This is a genomic window from Aeromonas sp. QDB03, assembly GCF_027707985.1.
Classification (GTDB): domain Bacteria; phylum Pseudomonadota; class Gammaproteobacteria; order Enterobacterales; family Aeromonadaceae; genus Aeromonas; species Aeromonas hydrophila.
In genome coordinates, this window is the sequence record NZ_JAPCJG010000001.1 from 750,530 (window position 1) to 767,013 (window position 16,484).

Annotated in this window: 14 protein-coding genes; 6 read left to right on the forward strand and 8 right to left on the reverse strand. The window is 61.6% G+C overall.

Going from position 1 to position 16,484, the window contains the following annotated elements:
* Positions 1–246 precede the first annotated feature (246 nt).
* Complete coding sequence (gyrA, locus tag PG900_RS03355) at positions 247–2,994, reverse strand: DNA topoisomerase (ATP-hydrolyzing) subunit A (RefSeq protein WP_254201244.1); 2,748 nt, start codon at positions 2,992–2,994, stop codon at positions 247–249.
* A gap of 201 nt (positions 2,995–3,195) precedes the next feature.
* Here gyrA and ubiG point away from each other — a divergent pair, with 201 nt between their 5' ends.
* The 5 genes from ubiG to yfaE all read left to right on the forward strand — a co-directional run bounded on the left by ubiG (position 3,196) and on the right by yfaE (position 8,961).
* Positions 3,196–3,912, forward strand: a complete 717-nt coding sequence (gene ubiG / locus PG900_RS03360; RefSeq protein WP_016350657.1) for a bifunctional 2-polyprenyl-6-hydroxyphenol methylase/3-demethylubiquinol 3-O-methyltransferase UbiG — start codon at positions 3,196–3,198, stop codon at positions 3,910–3,912.
* Positions 3,912–4,598 (forward strand): HAD family hydrolase, encoded by a 687-nt coding sequence (locus PG900_RS03365; protein ID WP_017410131.1) that lies wholly within the window; start codon positions 3,912–3,914, stop codon positions 4,596–4,598. Before ubiG ends, PG900_RS03365 begins: the two co-directional genes overlap by 1 nt.
* Positions 4,599–5,176: 578 nt before the next feature.
* A complete protein-coding gene (nrdA, locus tag PG900_RS03370) occupies positions 5,177–7,444 on the forward strand; it encodes a class 1a ribonucleoside-diphosphate reductase subunit alpha (RefSeq protein WP_016350655.1) in 2,268 nt (755 codons plus the stop codon).
* Between the two features lie 66 nt (positions 7,445–7,510).
* Positions 7,511–8,644 carry a class Ia ribonucleoside-diphosphate reductase subunit beta gene (gene nrdB / locus PG900_RS03375; RefSeq protein ID WP_011706176.1) on the forward strand — a complete coding sequence of 378 codons (1,134 nt, stop codon included), beginning with the start codon at positions 7,511–7,513 and terminating at the stop codon, positions 8,642–8,644.
* A complete protein-coding gene (gene yfaE, locus PG900_RS03380) occupies positions 8,641–8,961 on the forward strand; it encodes a class I ribonucleotide reductase maintenance protein YfaE (RefSeq protein ID WP_016350654.1) in 321 nt (106 codons plus the stop codon). Before nrdB ends, yfaE begins: the two co-directional genes overlap by 4 nt.
* A gap of 137 nt (positions 8,962–9,098) precedes the next feature.
* Here yfaE and mltA read toward each other — a convergent pair whose 3' ends face one another.
* Positions 9,099–10,250 (reverse strand): murein transglycosylase A, encoded by a 1,152-nt coding sequence (mltA, locus tag PG900_RS03385; protein ID WP_011706178.1) that lies wholly within the window; start codon positions 10,248–10,250, stop codon positions 9,099–9,101.
* Between the two features lie 150 nt (positions 10,251–10,400).
* On the opposite strand from mltA, the gene PG900_RS03390 reads away from it, so the two are divergent.
* Complete coding sequence (locus PG900_RS03390) at positions 10,401–10,652, forward strand: DUF1289 domain-containing protein (protein ID WP_065477558.1); 252 nt, start codon at positions 10,401–10,403, stop codon at positions 10,650–10,652.
* Positions 10,653–10,676: 24 nt separating this feature from the next.
* Here the strand turns inward: PG900_RS03390 and PG900_RS03395 are convergent, their stop codons facing one another.
* The 6 genes from PG900_RS03395 to PG900_RS03420 all read right to left on the reverse strand — a co-directional run bounded on the left by PG900_RS03395 (position 10,677) and on the right by PG900_RS03420 (position 16,298).
* Positions 10,677–11,834 (reverse strand): AGE family epimerase/isomerase, encoded by a 1,158-nt coding sequence (locus tag PG900_RS03395; RefSeq protein ID WP_270800920.1) that lies wholly within the window; start codon positions 11,832–11,834, stop codon positions 10,677–10,679.
* A gap of 92 nt (positions 11,835–11,926) precedes the next feature.
* Positions 11,927–12,775, reverse strand: a complete 849-nt coding sequence (locus PG900_RS03400; protein WP_270800918.1) for a PTS system mannose/fructose/sorbose family transporter subunit IID — start codon at positions 12,773–12,775, stop codon at positions 11,927–11,929.
* Positions 12,775–13,578: a PTS mannose/fructose/sorbose/N-acetylgalactosamine transporter subunit IIC gene (locus PG900_RS03405; RefSeq protein ID WP_124251823.1), complete on the reverse strand. Its 804-nt coding sequence runs from the start codon at positions 13,576–13,578 to the stop codon at positions 12,775–12,777. The genes PG900_RS03400 and PG900_RS03405 overlap by 1 nt, the downstream gene beginning before the upstream one ends.
* 12 nt (positions 13,579–13,590) lie before the next feature.
* Positions 13,591–14,085, reverse strand: a complete 495-nt coding sequence (locus PG900_RS03410) for a PTS system mannose/fructose/N-acetylgalactosamine-transporter subunit IIB (protein ID WP_124251824.1) — start codon at positions 14,083–14,085, stop codon at positions 13,591–13,593.
* 9 nt (positions 14,086–14,094) lie between these two features.
* On the reverse strand, positions 14,095–14,526 hold the full coding sequence (locus PG900_RS03415; protein WP_268031019.1) for a PTS sugar transporter subunit IIA: 432 nt from the start codon (positions 14,524–14,526) through the stop codon (positions 14,095–14,097).
* 5 nt (positions 14,527–14,531) lie between these two features.
* A complete protein-coding gene (locus PG900_RS03420; protein WP_270800909.1) occupies positions 14,532–16,298 on the reverse strand; it encodes a class I mannose-6-phosphate isomerase in 1,767 nt (588 codons plus the stop codon).
* Between the last annotated feature and the right edge of the window lie 186 nt (positions 16,299–16,484).

The window sequence follows — 16,484 nt, forward strand, 5'->3', positions numbered from 1 at the left end:
ACGGGAGCAGCATGGCTGGCCGCCATGACAGAGCGATGACATTCACATGAAGGAGCCGTGTCGAGGCCATGCTTCCATCAGGGCAACCCTGGCAAGCTGTGCCCGTTCTTCCTGCCATGACAGGCAAGACTGGGCAGAGGAAAAAGGAAGAGAAGGAAGGAGGATAACGGGGGACGCCAGCGACAAGCGAGCCAATGAAAAGAGCGGCCATGAGGCCGCTCTTTGGTATCGGGTAAAGGGGAGCGATTATTCGTCGCCCGCTTCACCTGCATCGACAGCACCGGTGTCCGCTGCGGTATCGGTGCCTTCAGACACCTCCCCTTCAACGGCCAGCACTTCGTTTTCGTCTTCGTCGCTTTCGGCAACCCGCTGCAGACCGACCACAGTCTCGTCTTCACCGGTACGGATCAGACGCACACCGCCGGTGTTGCGGCCGATGACGCTCACCTCGGACACCCGGGTACGTACCAGGGTACCGCCGTTGGTGATCAGCATGATCTGGTCGGTATCTTCGACCTGGATCGCATCGATCACCTTGCCGTTGCGCTCGTCCACTTTGATGGAGATGACGCCCTGGGTACCACGGCTCTTGGTCGGGTACTCGTCGAGCGCGGTACGCTTGCCGTAACCGTTCTCGGTGGCGGTGAGGATGGCCCCGTCGCCACGCGGCACGATGAGGGACACCACCTTGTCACCGGCGCCCAGCTTGATGCCGCGCACACCGGCAGCGGTACGACCCATGGGACGTACGCCCTTGAAGGTACCCTTGCTTTCGGTGCCTTCGCCGTTGTCGCTGCCATCATCGTCGTTGCCGGCATCGTCGTCGGTTTCGACTTCGTCAGTGGCATCGGCATCGGCGCGACCGCTGCCTTCCGCGAAGCGAACAACCTTGCCCGCATCGGAGAACAGCATGATCTCGTTGCTGCCATCGGTGATGTCCACCCCGATCAGCTCATCACCCTCTTTGAGGTTGATGGCGCGGATGCCGGAGGAGAGCGGACGGCTGAAGTCGGACAGGCTGGTCTTCTTCACGGTACCGTTGGCGGTGGCGAAGAACACATACTTGTCGGCGTCATATTCCTTGACCGGCAGGATGGCGGTGATGCGCTCACCCTCATCCAGCGGCAGCAGGTTGATGATCGGACGACCGCGAGCGCCACGGGACGCCTCCGGCAGTTGATACACCTTGAGCCAGTAGACCTTGCCACGGGTGGAGAAGCACAGAATGGTGTCGTGGGTGTTGGCCACCAGCAGACGTTCCACAAAGTCCTCTTCCTTGATCCGGGTGGCCGACTTGCCACGACCACCGCGGCGCTGGGCCTCGTAGTCGGAGAGCGGCTGATACTTCACGTAACCCTGGTGAGACAAGGTCACGACCACATCTTCCGGGGTGATCAGATCTTCGATGTTGATCTCGGCACTGGACATGCTGATCTCGGTACGACGCTCGTCGCCGTACTGCTCGCGCACGGCCAGCAGTTCGTCACGGATCACTTCCATCAACCGCACCGGGCTCGCCAGGATGAACAGCAGCTCGGCGATGAGATCCAGCAGAGATTGGTACTCTTCCAGGATCTTCTCGTGCTCGAGGCCGGTCAGCTTGTGCAGACGCAGGTCAAGGATGGCCTGGGCCTGCTGCTCGGTCAGGTAGTAGTGACCTTCGCGGATGCCGAACTCGGGTTCCAGCCACTCGGGGCGGGCCGCATCGTCACCGGCTTTCTCCAGCATGGAGGCCACGTTGCCGAGCTCCCAGCCGCGGGCAACCAGGCCCGCTTTCGCGTCGGCCGGGGTCGCGCTGTGGCGAATGAGCTCGATGACTGGGTCGATGTTGGCCAGCGCCACCGCCAGACCTTCCAGGATGTGCGCCCGATCCCGCGCCTTGCGCAGTTCGAACACGGTCCGGCGGGTCACCACTTCACGGCGGTGCAGCAGGAACGCATCCAGGATCTCTTTGAGGTTCATCACCTTGGGCTGGTTGTTATCGAGCGCCACCATGTTGATGCCGAACGTGGTCTGCATCTGGGTGTGCTTGTAGAGATTGTTCAGCACAATCTCGCCGGACTCGCCGCGCTTGATCTCGATAACGATGCGCATGCCGTCCTTGTCGGACTCATCGCGCAGGGCACTGATGCCCTCGATTTTCTTCTCTTTGACCAGCTCGGCGATCTTCTCGATCAGCCGCGCCTTGTTCACCTGATAGGGGATCTCGTGAACGATGATGGTCTCGCGACTGGTCTTCTCGTCCACCTCCACTTCGGCCTTGGCACGCACATAGACGGAGCCACGACCGGTACGGTACGCCTGCACGATGCCGGAACGACCGTTGATGATGCCACCAGTGGGGAAATCCGGGCCGGTGATGTAGGTCATCAGCTCGTCGATAGTGAGGTCGCCGTTCTCGATCAACGCCAGACAGCCGTTGACTATCTCGGTGAGGTTGTGAGGCGGAATGTTGGTCGCCATGCCCACCGCAATACCGGAGGAGCCGTTGACCAGCAGGTTGGGAACCTTGGTGGGCATGACAGCCGGGATCATCTCGGTGCCGTCATAGTTCGGCACCCAGTCCACAGTCTCTTTGTCCAGATCGGCCAGCAGCTCGTGGGAGATGCGGGCCATCCGCACTTCGGTGTAACGCATGGCGGCGGCGCTGTCGCCGTCGACCGAACCGAAGTTGCCCTGACCATCGACCAGCATGTAACGCATGGAGAAATCCTGCGCCATGCGAACGATGGTGTCATACACGGCAATGTCGCCGTGCGGGTGATATTTACCGATTACGTCACCGACCACACGGGCCGATTTTTTATAGGGCTTGTTCCAGTCGTTCCCCAGCTCGTTCATTGCATACAGAACGCGGCGGTGAACCGGTTTCAAGCCATCACGCACATCCGGCAGAGCTCGTCCTACGATCACGCTCATGGCGTAATCAAGATAGGAACTCTTGAGCTCTTCTTCGATGTTGACCGGCGTGATCTCTCTGGCCAGATCGCTCATAGAAAGCCTTAATCCCTAATTAGTTGTTCTTTGGCTTAAACAGCGCGACATGGTAACACACTGAGCCAAATACCTTAAGCCACAAATCCGGTAACAAGTCGGGCTGGTGTGACAAAGTCCGTCCGTTATAATGCCCGCCAGGACAACAGATTGCGCGCGCCCCACCCAGCCTGCGCGCCCTTGCCACAGGATCATCAAAAAATGCACAGTGATGCCAATGTCGATCTGACAGAAATTGCCAAATTCGAAGCCATCGCCTCCCGCTGGTGGGACATGGAGGGAGAGTTCAAGCCGCTGCACCAGATAAACCCGGTGCGCCTTGACTGGATCACCGACAAGAGCGGCGGCCTGTTCGGCAAGCGCATCCTCGACATCGGCTGCGGCGGCGGCATTCTCGCCGAGAGCATGGCCCGCCGGGGTGCCAAGGTCACCGGCATCGACATGGGCAAGGAGCCCCTCGGGGTCGCCCGCCTCCATGCCCTCGAGGCGGGCGTGGAGCTCGAGTATCGCCAGATCACCGCCGAGGCCCACGCTGATGAGGCCCCCGGCCAGTATGACGTGGTCACCTGCATGGAGATGCTGGAGCACGTGCCGGATCCCGCCTCCGTACTGCGCGCCATCGCCACCCTGGTACGCCCGGGCGGCAAGGTATTCGTCTCCACCATCAACCGCAACCCGAAAGCCTATCTGATGATGATCCTCGGCGCCGAGTACCTGATGAAGATGGTGCCCAAGGGTACCCACGACCACAAGAAGTTCATCACTCCCGCCGAACTGTGTCGCATGGGTGAGGCTGCTGGCCTGCTGGTACGGGACATGAGCGGGGTGCACTACGCGCCGCTCTCCAACAGCTTCAAGCTCGGTCGCAACGTCGACGTCAACTACATGGTGGCGTTCGAGCGCCCGGAGCAAGGCTGATGACGACTCACTCTGCTGCGCCCCTTGGCTGCGTGCTGTTCGATCTGGACGGCACATTGCTTGATACCGCGCCGGACTTGGGCGCCGCCGTCAACCACGTGCTGATAAGCGAAGGCTTTGCCCCCCTCTCTGACGACATCATCCGTCAGACCACCTCCCACGGGGCGCTCGGGCTGCTCAGGGCCGGTCTTGGTGACGAATTGCTGGAAGAGCTGGGCGCCACCCGCCTTCGCACCGCCCTGCTCGACTACTACGCCGCCAACCTCTGCGTTGGCACCCGCCCCTATGAGGGGATGGTGGATCTCATCGAGTGGCTCGACGAGAAGCAGCTGCCCTGGGGCATCGTCACCAACAAGCCGGGCTTTCTCACCGAACCGCTGCTGGCGGCCCTGCCCGAGCTCGCCAGCTGTGGCGTCACCGTCAGCGCCGACACCCTGCCGGTGCGCAAGCCCGACCCAGCCCCCATGTACTTTGCCTGCGACCAGCTTGGCGTCGAGGCGAGCCACTGCCTTTATGTGGGAGATCACGTGCGCGACATCGAGGCTGGCCGCAACGCCGGCATGCGCACCGCCGTCGCCGGCTGGGGTTATCTCAATGACGACGAGGATCCGGCCCAGTGGGGCGCCGATCTGCACTTTGACACCGTGCAGGCGCTGCACCACTGGCTGCGCTACGAGCTGGGCTGAGAGTGCCAACCCGTGCCGGGCCCCCTTGGTACAGGAAGCAGACAACAGAGATGGATCACAAAGGCAGCTTTGCCGCCAAAGGGTGGCCAGATGAGCACTGTTGACTGATCGCGGCAGAGCCTTGCCAGTACCAATGGGGGATCCCCAGCGATCCCCCGTTTTGGCGGTTTGACAAGCAGGGAAGCGGCGAGATCGGACACCTTTTGACCCTTGCTGCACAAGGGATAATCAGGCTGAATTTGCTAGTAAAAACACCCCCTTTTCGCAAGCAAAAAAAGTTATTTAAATTTTCCATGTTCGATCATCAGACTTGCATTTACCGGATCGGACGGATGAAAACCCACTCGCTGTGAGCGTCCACTAACACAGAGCGGAACACCCACAATTTATCCACAGCTAATCCCTTATCCACAGATTGCAAAGCCGGGCCGACCTCACTATCTTGTAGCTCGAAATCAAAATAACACTATATCTTGTGATTCATCGCACAATAGGTCCCCACCTCCCACGCCTCTCACAGGTCTGGAGGCGAACGCCGTGCGATGGTTTTTCGGGAATCAACTAAAGGTCATCAGCCAATGAACTTGTTTGTGACGAAGCGTAACGGCCACAAAGAACCCATCGATCTGGATAAAATTCACCGCGTGCTCGACTGGGCTGCCGAGGGTCTCGACAACGTGTCGGTCTCCCAGGTGGAACTCAAGTCCCACATCCAGTTCTATGACGGCATCCGTACCGCCGATATCCACGAAACCGTCATCAAGGCCGCTGCTGACCTGATCTCCGAGCAAAGCCCGGACTACCAGTACATGGCCGCCCGCCTGGCCATCTTCCACCTGCGCAAGAAGGCCTACGGCCAGTTCGAGCCGCCCCACCTCTATCAGCACGTCGCCAAACTGGTGGACATGGGCAAGTACGACAAGCACCTGCTGGAAGACTACAGCCAGGCCGAATTCGAGGAGCTGAACCAGCACCTGGATCACTGGCGCGACATGGACTTCTCCTACGCGGCGGTCAAGCAGCTGGAAGGCAAGTACCTGGTCCAGAACCGCGTCACCGGCGAAATTTACGAGAGCCCGCAGTTCCTCTACATCCTGGTAGCGGCCTGCCTCTTCTCCAAGTATCCGAAAGATACCCGTCTGGACTACATCAAGCGCTTCTATGATGCGGTCTCGACCTTCAAGATCTCGCTGCCGACCCCGATCATGAGCGGCGTGCGCACCCCGACCCGTCAGTTCAGCTCCTGCGTGCTGATCGAGTGCGACGACAGCCTGGATTCCATCAATGCCACCGCCAGCGCCATCGTGCGTTACGTGTCCCAGCGCGCCGGCATCGGCATCAACGCCGGCCGCATCCGTGGTCTGGGCAGCCCGATCCGTGGCGGCGAAGCCTTCCACACCGGTTGCATCCCCTTCTACAAGTACTTCCAGACTGCCGTGAAGTGCTGCTCCCAGGGCGGCGTGCGCGGCGGTGCGGCCACCCTGTTCTACCCGCTGTGGCACACCGAAGTGGAGAGCCTGCTGGTACTGAAGAACAACCGCGGCGTGGAAGAGAACCGGGTCCGTCACATGGACTACGGCGTACAGATCAACAAGCTGATGTATCAGCGCCTCATCAAGGGCGGCGACATCACATTGTTCTCCCCGTCCGATGCACCTGGCCTGTACGATGCCTTCTTCGCGGATCAGGACAAGTTTGAAGCGCTCTACGTCAAGTACGAGCAGGATCCGAGCATTCGCAAGAAGACCCTCAAGGCGGTCGATCTCTTCTCCCTGATGATGCAGGAGCGCGCCGGTACCGGTCGCATCTACATCCAGAACGTGGACCACTGCAACACCCACAGCCCGTTCGATCCGAGCGTGGCGCCGGTGCGCCAGTCCAACCTCTGCCTCGAGATTGCGCTGCCCACCAAGCCGCTCAACAACGTGGATGACGAAGAGGGCGAGATCGCACTCTGTACCCTGTCTGCCTTCAACCTGGGTGCCATCGAGAAGCTGGAAGATCTGGAAGAGATGGCCGATCTCGCCGTGCGCGCCCTGGATGCCCTGCTCGACTATCAGGACTACCCGCTCAAGGCCGCGATGAAGGGCAGCATGAACCGCCGTACCCTGGGGATCGGTGTCATCAACTACGCCTACTACCTGGCGAAGAACGGTGCCCGCTACTCCGACGGTTCCGGTCTGGCGCTGACCCACCGCACCTTCGAGGCGATCCAGTACTATCTGTTGAAGGCCTCCGTGCAGCTGGCCCGCGAGTTCGGCCCCTGCCCGGCCTTCAACGAGACCACCTATGCCCAGGGGATCCTGCCCATCGATACCTATAAAAAGGATCTGGACAACCTGTGCAACGAGCCGCTGCACCTGGACTGGGAAGCCTTGCGCGAGGAGATCCGCACCGTGGGTCTGCGCAACTCCACCCTGACCGCCCTGATGCCGAGCGAGACCTCCAGCCAGATCTCCAACGCCACCAACGGCATCGAGCCGCCGCGCGGCCTGGTGTCGGTCAAGGCCTCCAAGGACGGCATCCTCAAGCAGGTGGTGCCCGAGTATGACCGCCTCAAGGATCAATACGAACTGCTCTGGAAGCAACCGAGCGTCGATGGTTACCTGCAGCTGGTCGGTATCATGCAGAAGTTTGTGGATCAGGCGATCTCCGCCAACACCAACTACGATCCCGCCCGTTTCGAAGGCAACAAGGTACCGATGAAGCAGCTGCTGAAGGACTTGCTGACCGCCTACAAATACGGCCTCAAGACCCTCTACTATCACAACACCCGTGATGGTGCGGACGATGCCCAGACCGATCTGCAAGATGACGGTTGTGCCGGCGGCGCCTGCAAGATCTGATGAACCGGGCGGGAGCATGAAGCTCCCGCCCTCCTGTTTCCCCTTATTCAAGACATTCAAATCACCATGGCCTATTCAACGTTCTGCCAGACCCAAAACGACCAGCTCAAGGAGCCGATGTTTTTCGGCCAATCGGTCAACGTGGCCCGTTATGACCAGCAAAAACACGAAGTGTTCGAACGGCTGATCGAAAAGCAGCTCTCCTTCTTCTGGCGCCCGGAAGAGGTGGACGTCTCCCACGACCGCATCGACTTCCAGGCCCTGCCGCCCCACGAGCAGCACATCTTCATCTCCAACCTGAAGTACCAGACCCTGCTGGACTCCATCCAGGGTCGCAGCCCCAACGTGGCGCTGCTGCCGCTGGTCTCCATCCCGGAGCTGGAAACCTGGATCGAGACCTGGGCCTTCTCGGAGACCATCCACTCTCGCTCCTACACCCACATCATCCGCAACATCGTCAACACCCCCGCCCAGGTGTTCGACGACATCGTCACCAACGAGCAGATCCTGAAGCGCGCCGGCTCCATCAGCCACTTCTACGATGATCTGATCGAGGCGACCGCGCTCTACAACCTGCACGGTGAAGGCACCCACCGGGTGGCCGGTCGTGACGTGACCATCACCCTGCGCGAGCTGAAAAAGAAACTCTACCTGTGCCTGATGAGCGTCAACGCGCTGGAAGCGATCCGCTTCTACGTCAGCTTCGCCTGCTCCTTCGCCTTCGCCGAGCGCGAGCTGATGGAGGGCAACGCCAAGATCATCAAGATGATCGCCCGCGACGAAGCGCTGCACCTGACCGGGACCCAGCACATGCTGAACCTGATGCGCAGCGGTCAGGACGACCCCGAAATGGCCGAGATTGCCGCCGAGTGCGAGCAGGCCTGCTTCGAGCTGTTCAAGGAAGCCGCCATCCAGGAGAAAGAGTGGGCCGAGTACCTGTTCCAGGACGGCTCCATGATCGGCCTGAACAAGGACATCCTCTGCCAGTACGTGGAGTACATCACCAACCTGCGCATGAATGCGGTGGGTCTGCAGCCAGCCTTTGCCGGTGCCAAGCAAAACCCGATCCCCTGGATCAACACCTGGCTGTCGTCCGACAACGTGCAGGTCGCCCCACAGGAAGTGGAAGTGAGCTCCTATCTGGTGGGTCAGATCGACAGCGAAGTGAATGCCGAAGACCTGGGTGATTTCGAGCTGTGAGTGACGCCACCGGCACGCTGACTCCTGCCCCGCACGCGGCTCCCGCCCAGAGCGACGCAGGCTCGCCACGGGTGCATACCCAGGATGGCGTGCTGCACGCCCATCCCGGCGAGAGCGTACTGGAAACCCTGGAGCGCCACGGTCATCACGTGGAGTTCCAGTGCCGCAGCGGCTATTGCGGCGCCTGCCGCACCCCGCTGCTGGCAGGCAAGGTGCACTATGCCGCCGTGCCGCTCGCCTTTGTATCGCAGGGAGAGTGCCTGCCCTGCTGCTGCAAACCGGTGGGCGCCATCCGGCTGGACATCAAGAAGCGCTGAGACCCCCTCAGGTTCGCGTCAGCAAACAAAAAGCCGCCGGATTACTCCGGCGGCTTTTTTACATCCCTCTCTATGCCTGGTGGGCGGGCGATGCCTGGTGGGCGGGCGGCTGATACACCACCCGCCCCTACAGGGCCTTACAGCCAGGGCGCGGCGGTCGGCCCATGGTGCAGACCCAGCTTCCAGACCCGGCCGAAGTGCTTGTAGTGACCGGCCGCGACACCGGCCTTCTCGCCCATGCCGTGGTAGAGGTCGAGGTGGCCCTTCTTCACCGCACCGCCCACATCCAGCGCGATCAACAGCCGCAGCTGGTGCTTGCCGGTCCAGTTGCCCTCTTTGTCCAGCAGCGGCACTTCCGCCAGGATTGGCGTGCCCATCGGCAGCAGAGTCTTGTCGGCGGCCACCGCCGCCATCGGCAGCAGCGGAATGCCGGCGGCCCCGATCACGTCGTTGGTGGGGCGACGCTCGAAGAAGACATAGGAGGGGTTCTGCTCCACCAGCTCCTTGACGCTCTCCTCCGGCTGACGGTTGGCCCACTCCTTGATGGCCTTCATGGACATCTGCTCCTTGGGCACTTCGCCACGATCGATCAGCACCCGGCCGATGCTGACATAACCGTGACCGTTCTTGCCGCTGTAACCCAGATATTGCAGCCGATCGTCGTCACCATAGTGAACGAAGCCCGAGCCCTGCACGTCCATCAGGAAATTGTCGATGAGGGATTTGCTGTAGCCCAGCTCCAGCCCACGGTTGGCCAGGGCCCCCTGGTGGATCTGGGCCCGGCTCGGGCAGCGCCCGCCGCATTTGGGCATGGCATAGATGGGGTACTTGTACTTGGCATCCGGGCGGTGACGCACCTCCAACACCGGCGAGTAGTAACCGGTGAACAGCACGTTGCCCATCCGATCCGAGCCACCCAGCTGGGCCAGGCTGATGCCGTAACGGGTGATCTGAGCGGGATCGCCGCCATTGGCCACCCAGCGGGAGAGTTGATGGTAAAGCTCGCCATAGCGGCGGGTCATCTTGCCGGAGCGCTCCAGCACCAGCCGGCTCTGGGGGCCGAACTTGCTGTAGTCGGCGCGCTGTCGGCTGTTGACCCGCTCCACTCGCACCAGATCATCAGGCAGGGGACCGTCCAGATACTGCTTGCCCAGATTTTCCGGCACCTCGCAGTTGAGAAAACATCTGGCATCGGGTTTGTTTTTGGGCACCTGGGCTTGCTCAGAGTTGCCTGCACAACCGGCCAACCCCAGCACTGCGGCGGTCAGCCAGTAAGCGTGTTTATTCATATGTCCTCATATAACACCAAGGGTTATGTTCGGCGGGGAAGATGCCAAATTTGCAGAGGGAAAGCAAACGCCTTCAGGCCTGGGACGGCGGATTTCTCCAAAGGGGATCTTCTGGGTTATAACAAGGTAACAGGGTGTGAGAGGCCATGTATGGAACAGCTCGAAATCTTCCCGCTGCAGAGCCCCTGCATCGGGGTCTGCGAAGTGAACAACAAGGGCTACTGCAAAGGGTGCCTGCGCAGCCGCGAGGAGCGTTTCAACTGGCTCACCATGAGCCATGCCCAGCAGCAAGAGGTGATGCGCCTGTGCCGTGGCCGCAAGGCGCGGGTGGAAGCCGCTCGCCGCAAGGCGCAGGAGGGGGCCCAACCCGAGCAGCCGGAGCAAGCTGGCTGGGATTTTTAAACCCAGCCCCTCTCTTATCCCTCTTTACCCCTCCCTTTGCGCCACCCGCACCAGCTCACTGAACGCCACGAACAGGTGATAGAAGGTGCTGGCCGGTGCATGGCCGGCCAACGGCGCCCCCGTCACATCCACCTGATCTAGCCACTGGCCCGGCAGCGCCGGCATCAGGTAATAGTCAAAGATCCGCCTCACCACTTCACCAATCCGGCGGACAATCTCAGCCTCCCCTCGCCGCTCGTAGGCTGCCAGCAGCGCCTTGAGCTGCTCGGTCTGACACCAGAGCCGGCTGGTCGCCCGATGGGGCCGCCCGTCATCGGTGAGTTCATCCAGCACCAGTCCGGTCGGCCCGTGGCCGTGAGTGGTGGCAAAGCGGGTCAGGATGGCGATCCCCTCGTCTATCTCGCGCTCACTCGGCCCACACTCCCACCCTTGCGCCAATGTCCGGTAACGGGCCAACAGCCAGCACCACTCGTAGTGATGGCCCGGGTCGATCAGGTGCGAATCGGGATGGGTCGGAAGCAGCCGCTCATCAAAGAACTCCCGCAGCAAGGCGGGCTCCAGCAAGCGCTGGCGAAACAGCTGATAGAGCCGATGGGCGCGCCCCTGCCAGTGCGGCTCATCAAAGCACTCCGCCGCCACCAGCAGCGCTTCGAACAGATGCATATGGGGATTTTGACTGCGCAGCGCGCTTGGCGGAAAGCGGGAGTGAAACCCACCGTACAGGGGATCGGCAAAGAGCAGTTCGATGGCCTGATAGCGCGACTCGGCCTGCTGCTGCCAGCGCGGCTCGCCGCTCAAGCGGTAGAGCCAGCACTCGGCGAGCAGGGCAAAGGCGTATTCGTAGCAGCACATCGAAGTGTCAGCAGGTGAGCCATCGGCATTGAGGGAAAACAGCTGGTTGCCGGCACCATCAGCAAAGTGCCTCATGCCGAACGTGGCGTAGCGCTCTGCCAGCTCGCCCCCTTCATACCAGCCGAGCAGGGCGGCGTGGCTGAACACATAGATCTGGCGACTCTGCACCCGAAAGCGAATGGGCTGCCAGAGCGGCGCGCCTGCGCCATCCAGCCCTTCGGCAAACAGCCCCCGCTCCCAATCAAAGCCGTTTGCCCCCCAGTGAGGCAGCGCCTCCTCCACCAGCCAGCGTCGACAGCGCTGCTCGGCCTCTCTTATCTCGTCATGCATCTCATCACCTCTCCAGCCAACCCATCATCCAGCCCATAAAAAGGGAGAGCCCTGCTCTCCCCTGTCTGTGCTCACCTCAACCCTTGAGCGGCCTAGAACAGTCCGACGGCGACCCCGACAAAGGCCACGACCAGCAACCCCAGCATGGCCTTGACCGGCGAGACGTTGCGTCTGGCCATCAGATACCAGGTGCCCAGCACCACCAGCAGCGGCATCAGTTTGGGAAAAATGCCGTCCAGCATGGCCTGCAGCTGGATGTTGACCCCGTCGGAGGTGACGAAATCGAGCCCGGTGGAGAGATTGACGTAACTGGCCGCCACCCCGCCCATCACGAAGACCCCGAGCAGGGAGAGCGCCTCGCGCAGCTTGACCGACTCCGAGCTCACCAGCGCCTCCACCGAGCCGGTCCCCATCCGGTAGCCCTTCATGAACAGCATGTAGGAGCCGGTGATGACGATGGCATTGAAGCTGATGATGTAAAAGAGCGGCCCCAGCACGCTGCCGCCGGCGGCCAGCGCCATGCCGATGCTGAGCAGAATGGGCACCAGCATGCCCGGGATCATGGAATCCCCGATCCCGGCGATGGGCCCCATCAACCCCACTTTCAGGGTGTTGATGGTCTCACCATCGATCCGCTCGCCGTTGGCCCGCTTCTCCTCCAGCCCCACCGCCAACCCGTTGATGATGGAGCCAAGCTGAGGCTCGGTGTTGTAGAAGGAGGCGTGACGCTTCATCGCCTCCGTCCGCTCCGCCTTGCCGGGATAGAGTTTTTTCAGCGCCGGCATCATGCCAAGGCAGAAGCCGAACGACTCGAGCCGCTCGAAGCTCATGGAGGAGAGGTTGTACATCATCCAGGCGCGCCAGCAGGCACGCAGATCCTTGGGAGTGAGGGCCACCGGCACCTTGTTCACCGGCTGGCCCGCTTGCAGCTTTGCGTCCATCAGAATTCATCCTCATCGTCGGTTTGGGTGGCAGCACGGGCAGCCGGTGCAGGGCGCGGCTCCGGCTTGTAGTTGTAGTGGATGAGCGCAAGCAAGGCGCCGATCATCACCAGCCCCACCATGTTGAGCTTGAGAAAGACGATGCCGACAAAGCCCACCAGGAAGTAGATCAGCATGCTGCTCTGCTTGATGATCTGCTTGAGCAGGATGGCGATGCCGACCGCCGGCAGGATACCGCCCACCACCGTCATGGTGCGGATCACCAGCTCCGGCAGGCTGTTCATGAAGCCTTCGATGTACTGGTTGCCAAAATAGACGGCGATGAAGGTGGGCACGAAGCGCAGCACGAAGTTGCTGGCCTGCGGGAAGATGGCGCTGTTGAGGTAGACCCCCTGCTCGTCCCCCTGCTCCAGCGCCACGTCGGCCCTGTGGTTCCAGTAGGAGTTGAGCACCATCATGAAGTTGAAGAGGATGGTGCCGGCGATGCCGATGGTGGCGGCAATAGCCACCGCCACTGACGGCTCCTTGCCCGACAGGATACCCAGCGCAATGGCCGGAAAGGCGACGAAGTTGAGATCCGCCGGCATGGAGCCACCCGGCGTCACCATGGCGATATAGACCGCCTGCACCGCCACCCCGATGAGGATCCCGGTCTGGATATCACCGAGGATGGCCCCCACCAGCATACCCGAGACCAGCGGACGGGTGATGGTGTACCAGCCCCCGGTCAATCCCAGCAACCAGGGGGTGCTGAGGGCGCCGAGATAACAGAGTATCCCGATGAGTGTTGCTTCCAGAAACATGATGTCTGCTCCCTATTTCAGCTTTTTCTGGGCATCCGCCCAGCTGTAGTGGCTGGCATCCGGCACCAGCCGAAAGTCAATGTCGTGGCCAAGGCCGGCCAGGTAGTCAAAGGCGGCGATCTCCTGCGCCGTGACCGACTGGTTGGGGCCTATGGTGGTGGTCTGTTCGCGGGCACTCATGGGCCCGACGTTGATCTTGCCGTTGTGGTTCTCAAGGGAGATGCCGCCGGCGCAGAGCCGCTGCAGGGTGACCGGCGACTTGCCGATCACGAAGTAGCGCTTGTCGCTGGCGATCACCTTGGGCAGCTTGGCAATCGCCGTCGCCACGTCGAACAGCCATACCCGGGTGTCCGGTACGGCACCGATCATCACCTGGGAGAGCAGCGGATCGGCCGCCACCTCGTCATCGATCGCGACGATGCCGTCGCAAGGCAGCTCCCTGGCCCAGCGCGTCACCAGCTGACCGTGGATCACCCGATCGTCAATGCGTACAAATGAAATGGCCATCTCGCTCTCCTAGAAGTTGTCGTCTTGCTGGTGCGCAGCCGCCGGGGCCGCGATCACCATGGATTCCAGCGCCTGAACCAGCAACTGGCGGGCCGCCTCGTGCACATCCACGGCATCCAGCAGCTCGGCGCTCATCAGCAGCATGGGGAAGTTGACCCCGGTCACCACCGCCAGTGGCTGTGGCCATTCGGGGTCAAACGCGAAGCGGCACGCCACGTTGTAGGGGGTGCCGCACTCCATGTCGCACAGCACCAGCACCCCGTCAGCCCCCGCGCCATGGCGGCGCAGGGTCTGTTCAAACTCGGTGCGAAAGGCCTCGATCCCCCCCTCTTCGGTGAGGGAGACGGTCGCCACAGCGGGCAGTTCGCCGTAAACCATGCTGGCGCTGGCCAGCAGGGCCGGCGCCAGTGAACCATGGGTTGCGATAAGGATCCTCAGCATCTTGGTTACCCCCTCACATAGGCCTTGATGGTGGCGATGGTCGCCCCTTCACTCTCGCCGCTCGGGCGGATGCGATAACGCCCTACCGAGGCCGGTACGATGAAGGTCTCGGCGTAGTGCACCACAAACGGTGCGAACGCATGGTCGGGACTCTCCACCGTCGCCTCCCGCCCCTCGATCAGATTGAGTACCTGCACGGTACCGCCGGTGTCGTGCTCCACCGGCACGCTGAACCAGTGGCGACGAGTCTCGATGAATTCCCGCTCGTGCAGCCCGGTGCGCTCCTCGCGCCAGCCCGGCCCCTCGGCAATGGGTTCGATGCGATTGACCAGGTGCTCACGGGTCCAGTCGCTGTCGCGCTCCCACTGGATCACCTTGCTGCCATGCTCCAGATGGATGGGGCGCGGGATGCCGTCGAGCCCGACCCGACCCCAGTCCCATAGCTTGAAGGTGAAGATGTAGGGGGTGGCGCTGATCTCGAGCACCATGGCTCCCTCCCCCGAGCAGTGGACAGTTCCGGCCGGGATCAGAAAGTGATCGTGTTTACGGGCCGGAAAACGGTTGATGAAGCGCTCGTCGTCGAAGGGCTTCTCGCCGCGCTGGGCGGCGGCCAGCTCCGCCAGCATCGCCTGCGGGTCGATACCGGTGCGGGTGCCGAGATAGACGCAGGCGTCCGGCTTGGTATCGAGCAGGTAGTAGCTCTCGTCCTGGGTGTAGTGCATGCCGAACTCCTGCTGGATGTATTCGGTCAGCGGATGCACCTGCAGGCTGAGCGGCTGCCCCCCCACCGTATCGAGAAAATCGAACCGGATCGGGAACTCGGCACCAAAGCGGGCATGTACCCGCTCCCCAAGCAGGGCGCTGGGCTCGCACAGCACCAGGTTTTGCGACGGGATCTCCACCCGCACCTCGCCAATGCGCAGGTAGAGGCTGTTCTCTTCCGGTACGCAATCAAAGCACCAGGCATAGTTGGGCTGAGCCGGGTCCAGATCGCACACCTGCTTCATCCACTGCCCGCCCCAGACCCCGGGGTCGAAGAAGGGCACCACCCGAAACGGCTGGCGCGCCGCCTGATGCAACCCCGCCAGTAGAGCCTGCCCCGTCACCAGGGTCGGCTTGCCTCGGGTGTTGGTGTCGAGCAGGAAATCGATGGTGGGCAGCTGGGCCAGTTTATGGCGGTCAAACACCCGCCACTCGATGAAGAAGGCGCGCTTGTAGCGGCGCAGTATGTCCTCCTCCTCGTTGCCGGCCCCCCAGTTGCCCAGCTCCCTGCGCCGCAGTCGCTGCTGGATCTCCCAGCGGGCGAGATCGGCATAGACCCGCACATCTCCTCTCGCCACCAGCGAAGCGCCACTGCCCATCACCACCACCAGGCCACCGGTTATCTCTGCGACCTGCTGCTGCAGGCGCGCCAGCGCGGCCGGGTCAAAAAACTCCACCATCTTGTGGGGGGCCAACACACCAAACACCCGGTCCTCGGTGATGAAGCGCTCCAGCATCGCCAGCACTTTTGATTCGGGCAGACGGGCCTGCTCCACATCTATAAGCGTGTGGGGCCCAAGCCTCGCCAGCAGCTGGCTACGCAGCTCGTCCTGATCCACGCCGTGATAGCAGTCGATCACCAGCACCACCCTTGCCCCACCTTGCCCGTCTGCCGCAGCCTGCAGTCGCCGGGCTATCTCATGCCAGCCGGCGCAGGCGGCGCCCTCATGGCCGGCGACCACCACTTCCGGGAATTTGTCGTAGTTGGAGACGTAACTCGAATGAATCATTGGCTTGCTCTCTCGTTGACACCTGGGAGAGAGATAAATCGATTAACCTGTTAACCACAACCTGATAAACAAGATTAACCTCATAAAATGGTGTATTTGATCGCCAACATGGGTGAAATATGTGATCGTGACAGCAATTTCATCATGGTACGTTAACAACGAAAGGTTAATCGATATACCTTTGAG

What these genes read in the sequence shown, in the direction of transcription:
- PG900_RS03420 (WP_270800909.1), bottom strand. Translation starts at nt 16,298, where the DNA reads ATGATTCATTCGAGTTACGTCTCCAACTACGACAAATTCCCGGAAGTG.
- PG900_RS03415 (WP_268031019.1), bottom strand. Translation starts at nt 14,526, where the DNA reads ATGCTGAGGATCCTTATCGCAACCCATGGTTCACTGGCGCCGGCCCTG.
- mltA (WP_011706178.1), bottom strand. Translation starts at nt 10,250, where the DNA reads ATGAATAAACACGCTTACTGGCTGACCGCCGCAGTGCTGGGGTTGGCC.
- nrdA (WP_016350655.1), top strand. Translation starts at nt 5,177, where the DNA reads ATGAACTTGTTTGTGACGAAGCGTAACGGCCACAAAGAACCCATCGAT.
- PG900_RS03365 (WP_017410131.1), top strand. Translation starts at nt 3,912, where the DNA reads ATGACGACTCACTCTGCTGCGCCCCTTGGCTGCGTGCTGTTCGATCTG.
- nrdB (WP_011706176.1), top strand. Translation starts at nt 7,511, where the DNA reads ATGGCCTATTCAACGTTCTGCCAGACCCAAAACGACCAGCTCAAGGAG.
- gyrA (WP_254201244.1), bottom strand. Translation starts at nt 2,994, where the DNA reads ATGAGCGATCTGGCCAGAGAGATCACGCCGGTCAACATCGAAGAAGAG.
- PG900_RS03410 (WP_124251824.1), bottom strand. Translation starts at nt 14,085, where the DNA reads ATGGCCATTTCATTTGTACGCATTGACGATCGGGTGATCCACGGTCAG.
- PG900_RS03400 (WP_270800918.1), bottom strand. Translation starts at nt 12,775, where the DNA reads ATGGACGCAAAGCTGCAAGCGGGCCAGCCGGTGAACAAGGTGCCGGTG.
- PG900_RS03390 (WP_065477558.1), top strand. Translation starts at nt 10,401, where the DNA reads ATGGAACAGCTCGAAATCTTCCCGCTGCAGAGCCCCTGCATCGGGGTC.
- PG900_RS03395 (WP_270800920.1), bottom strand. Translation starts at nt 11,834, where the DNA reads ATGCATGACGAGATAAGAGAGGCCGAGCAGCGCTGTCGACGCTGGCTG.
- ubiG (WP_016350657.1), top strand. Translation starts at nt 3,196, where the DNA reads ATGCACAGTGATGCCAATGTCGATCTGACAGAAATTGCCAAATTCGAA.
- PG900_RS03405 (WP_124251823.1), bottom strand. Translation starts at nt 13,578, where the DNA reads ATGTTTCTGGAAGCAACACTCATCGGGATACTCTGTTATCTCGGCGCC.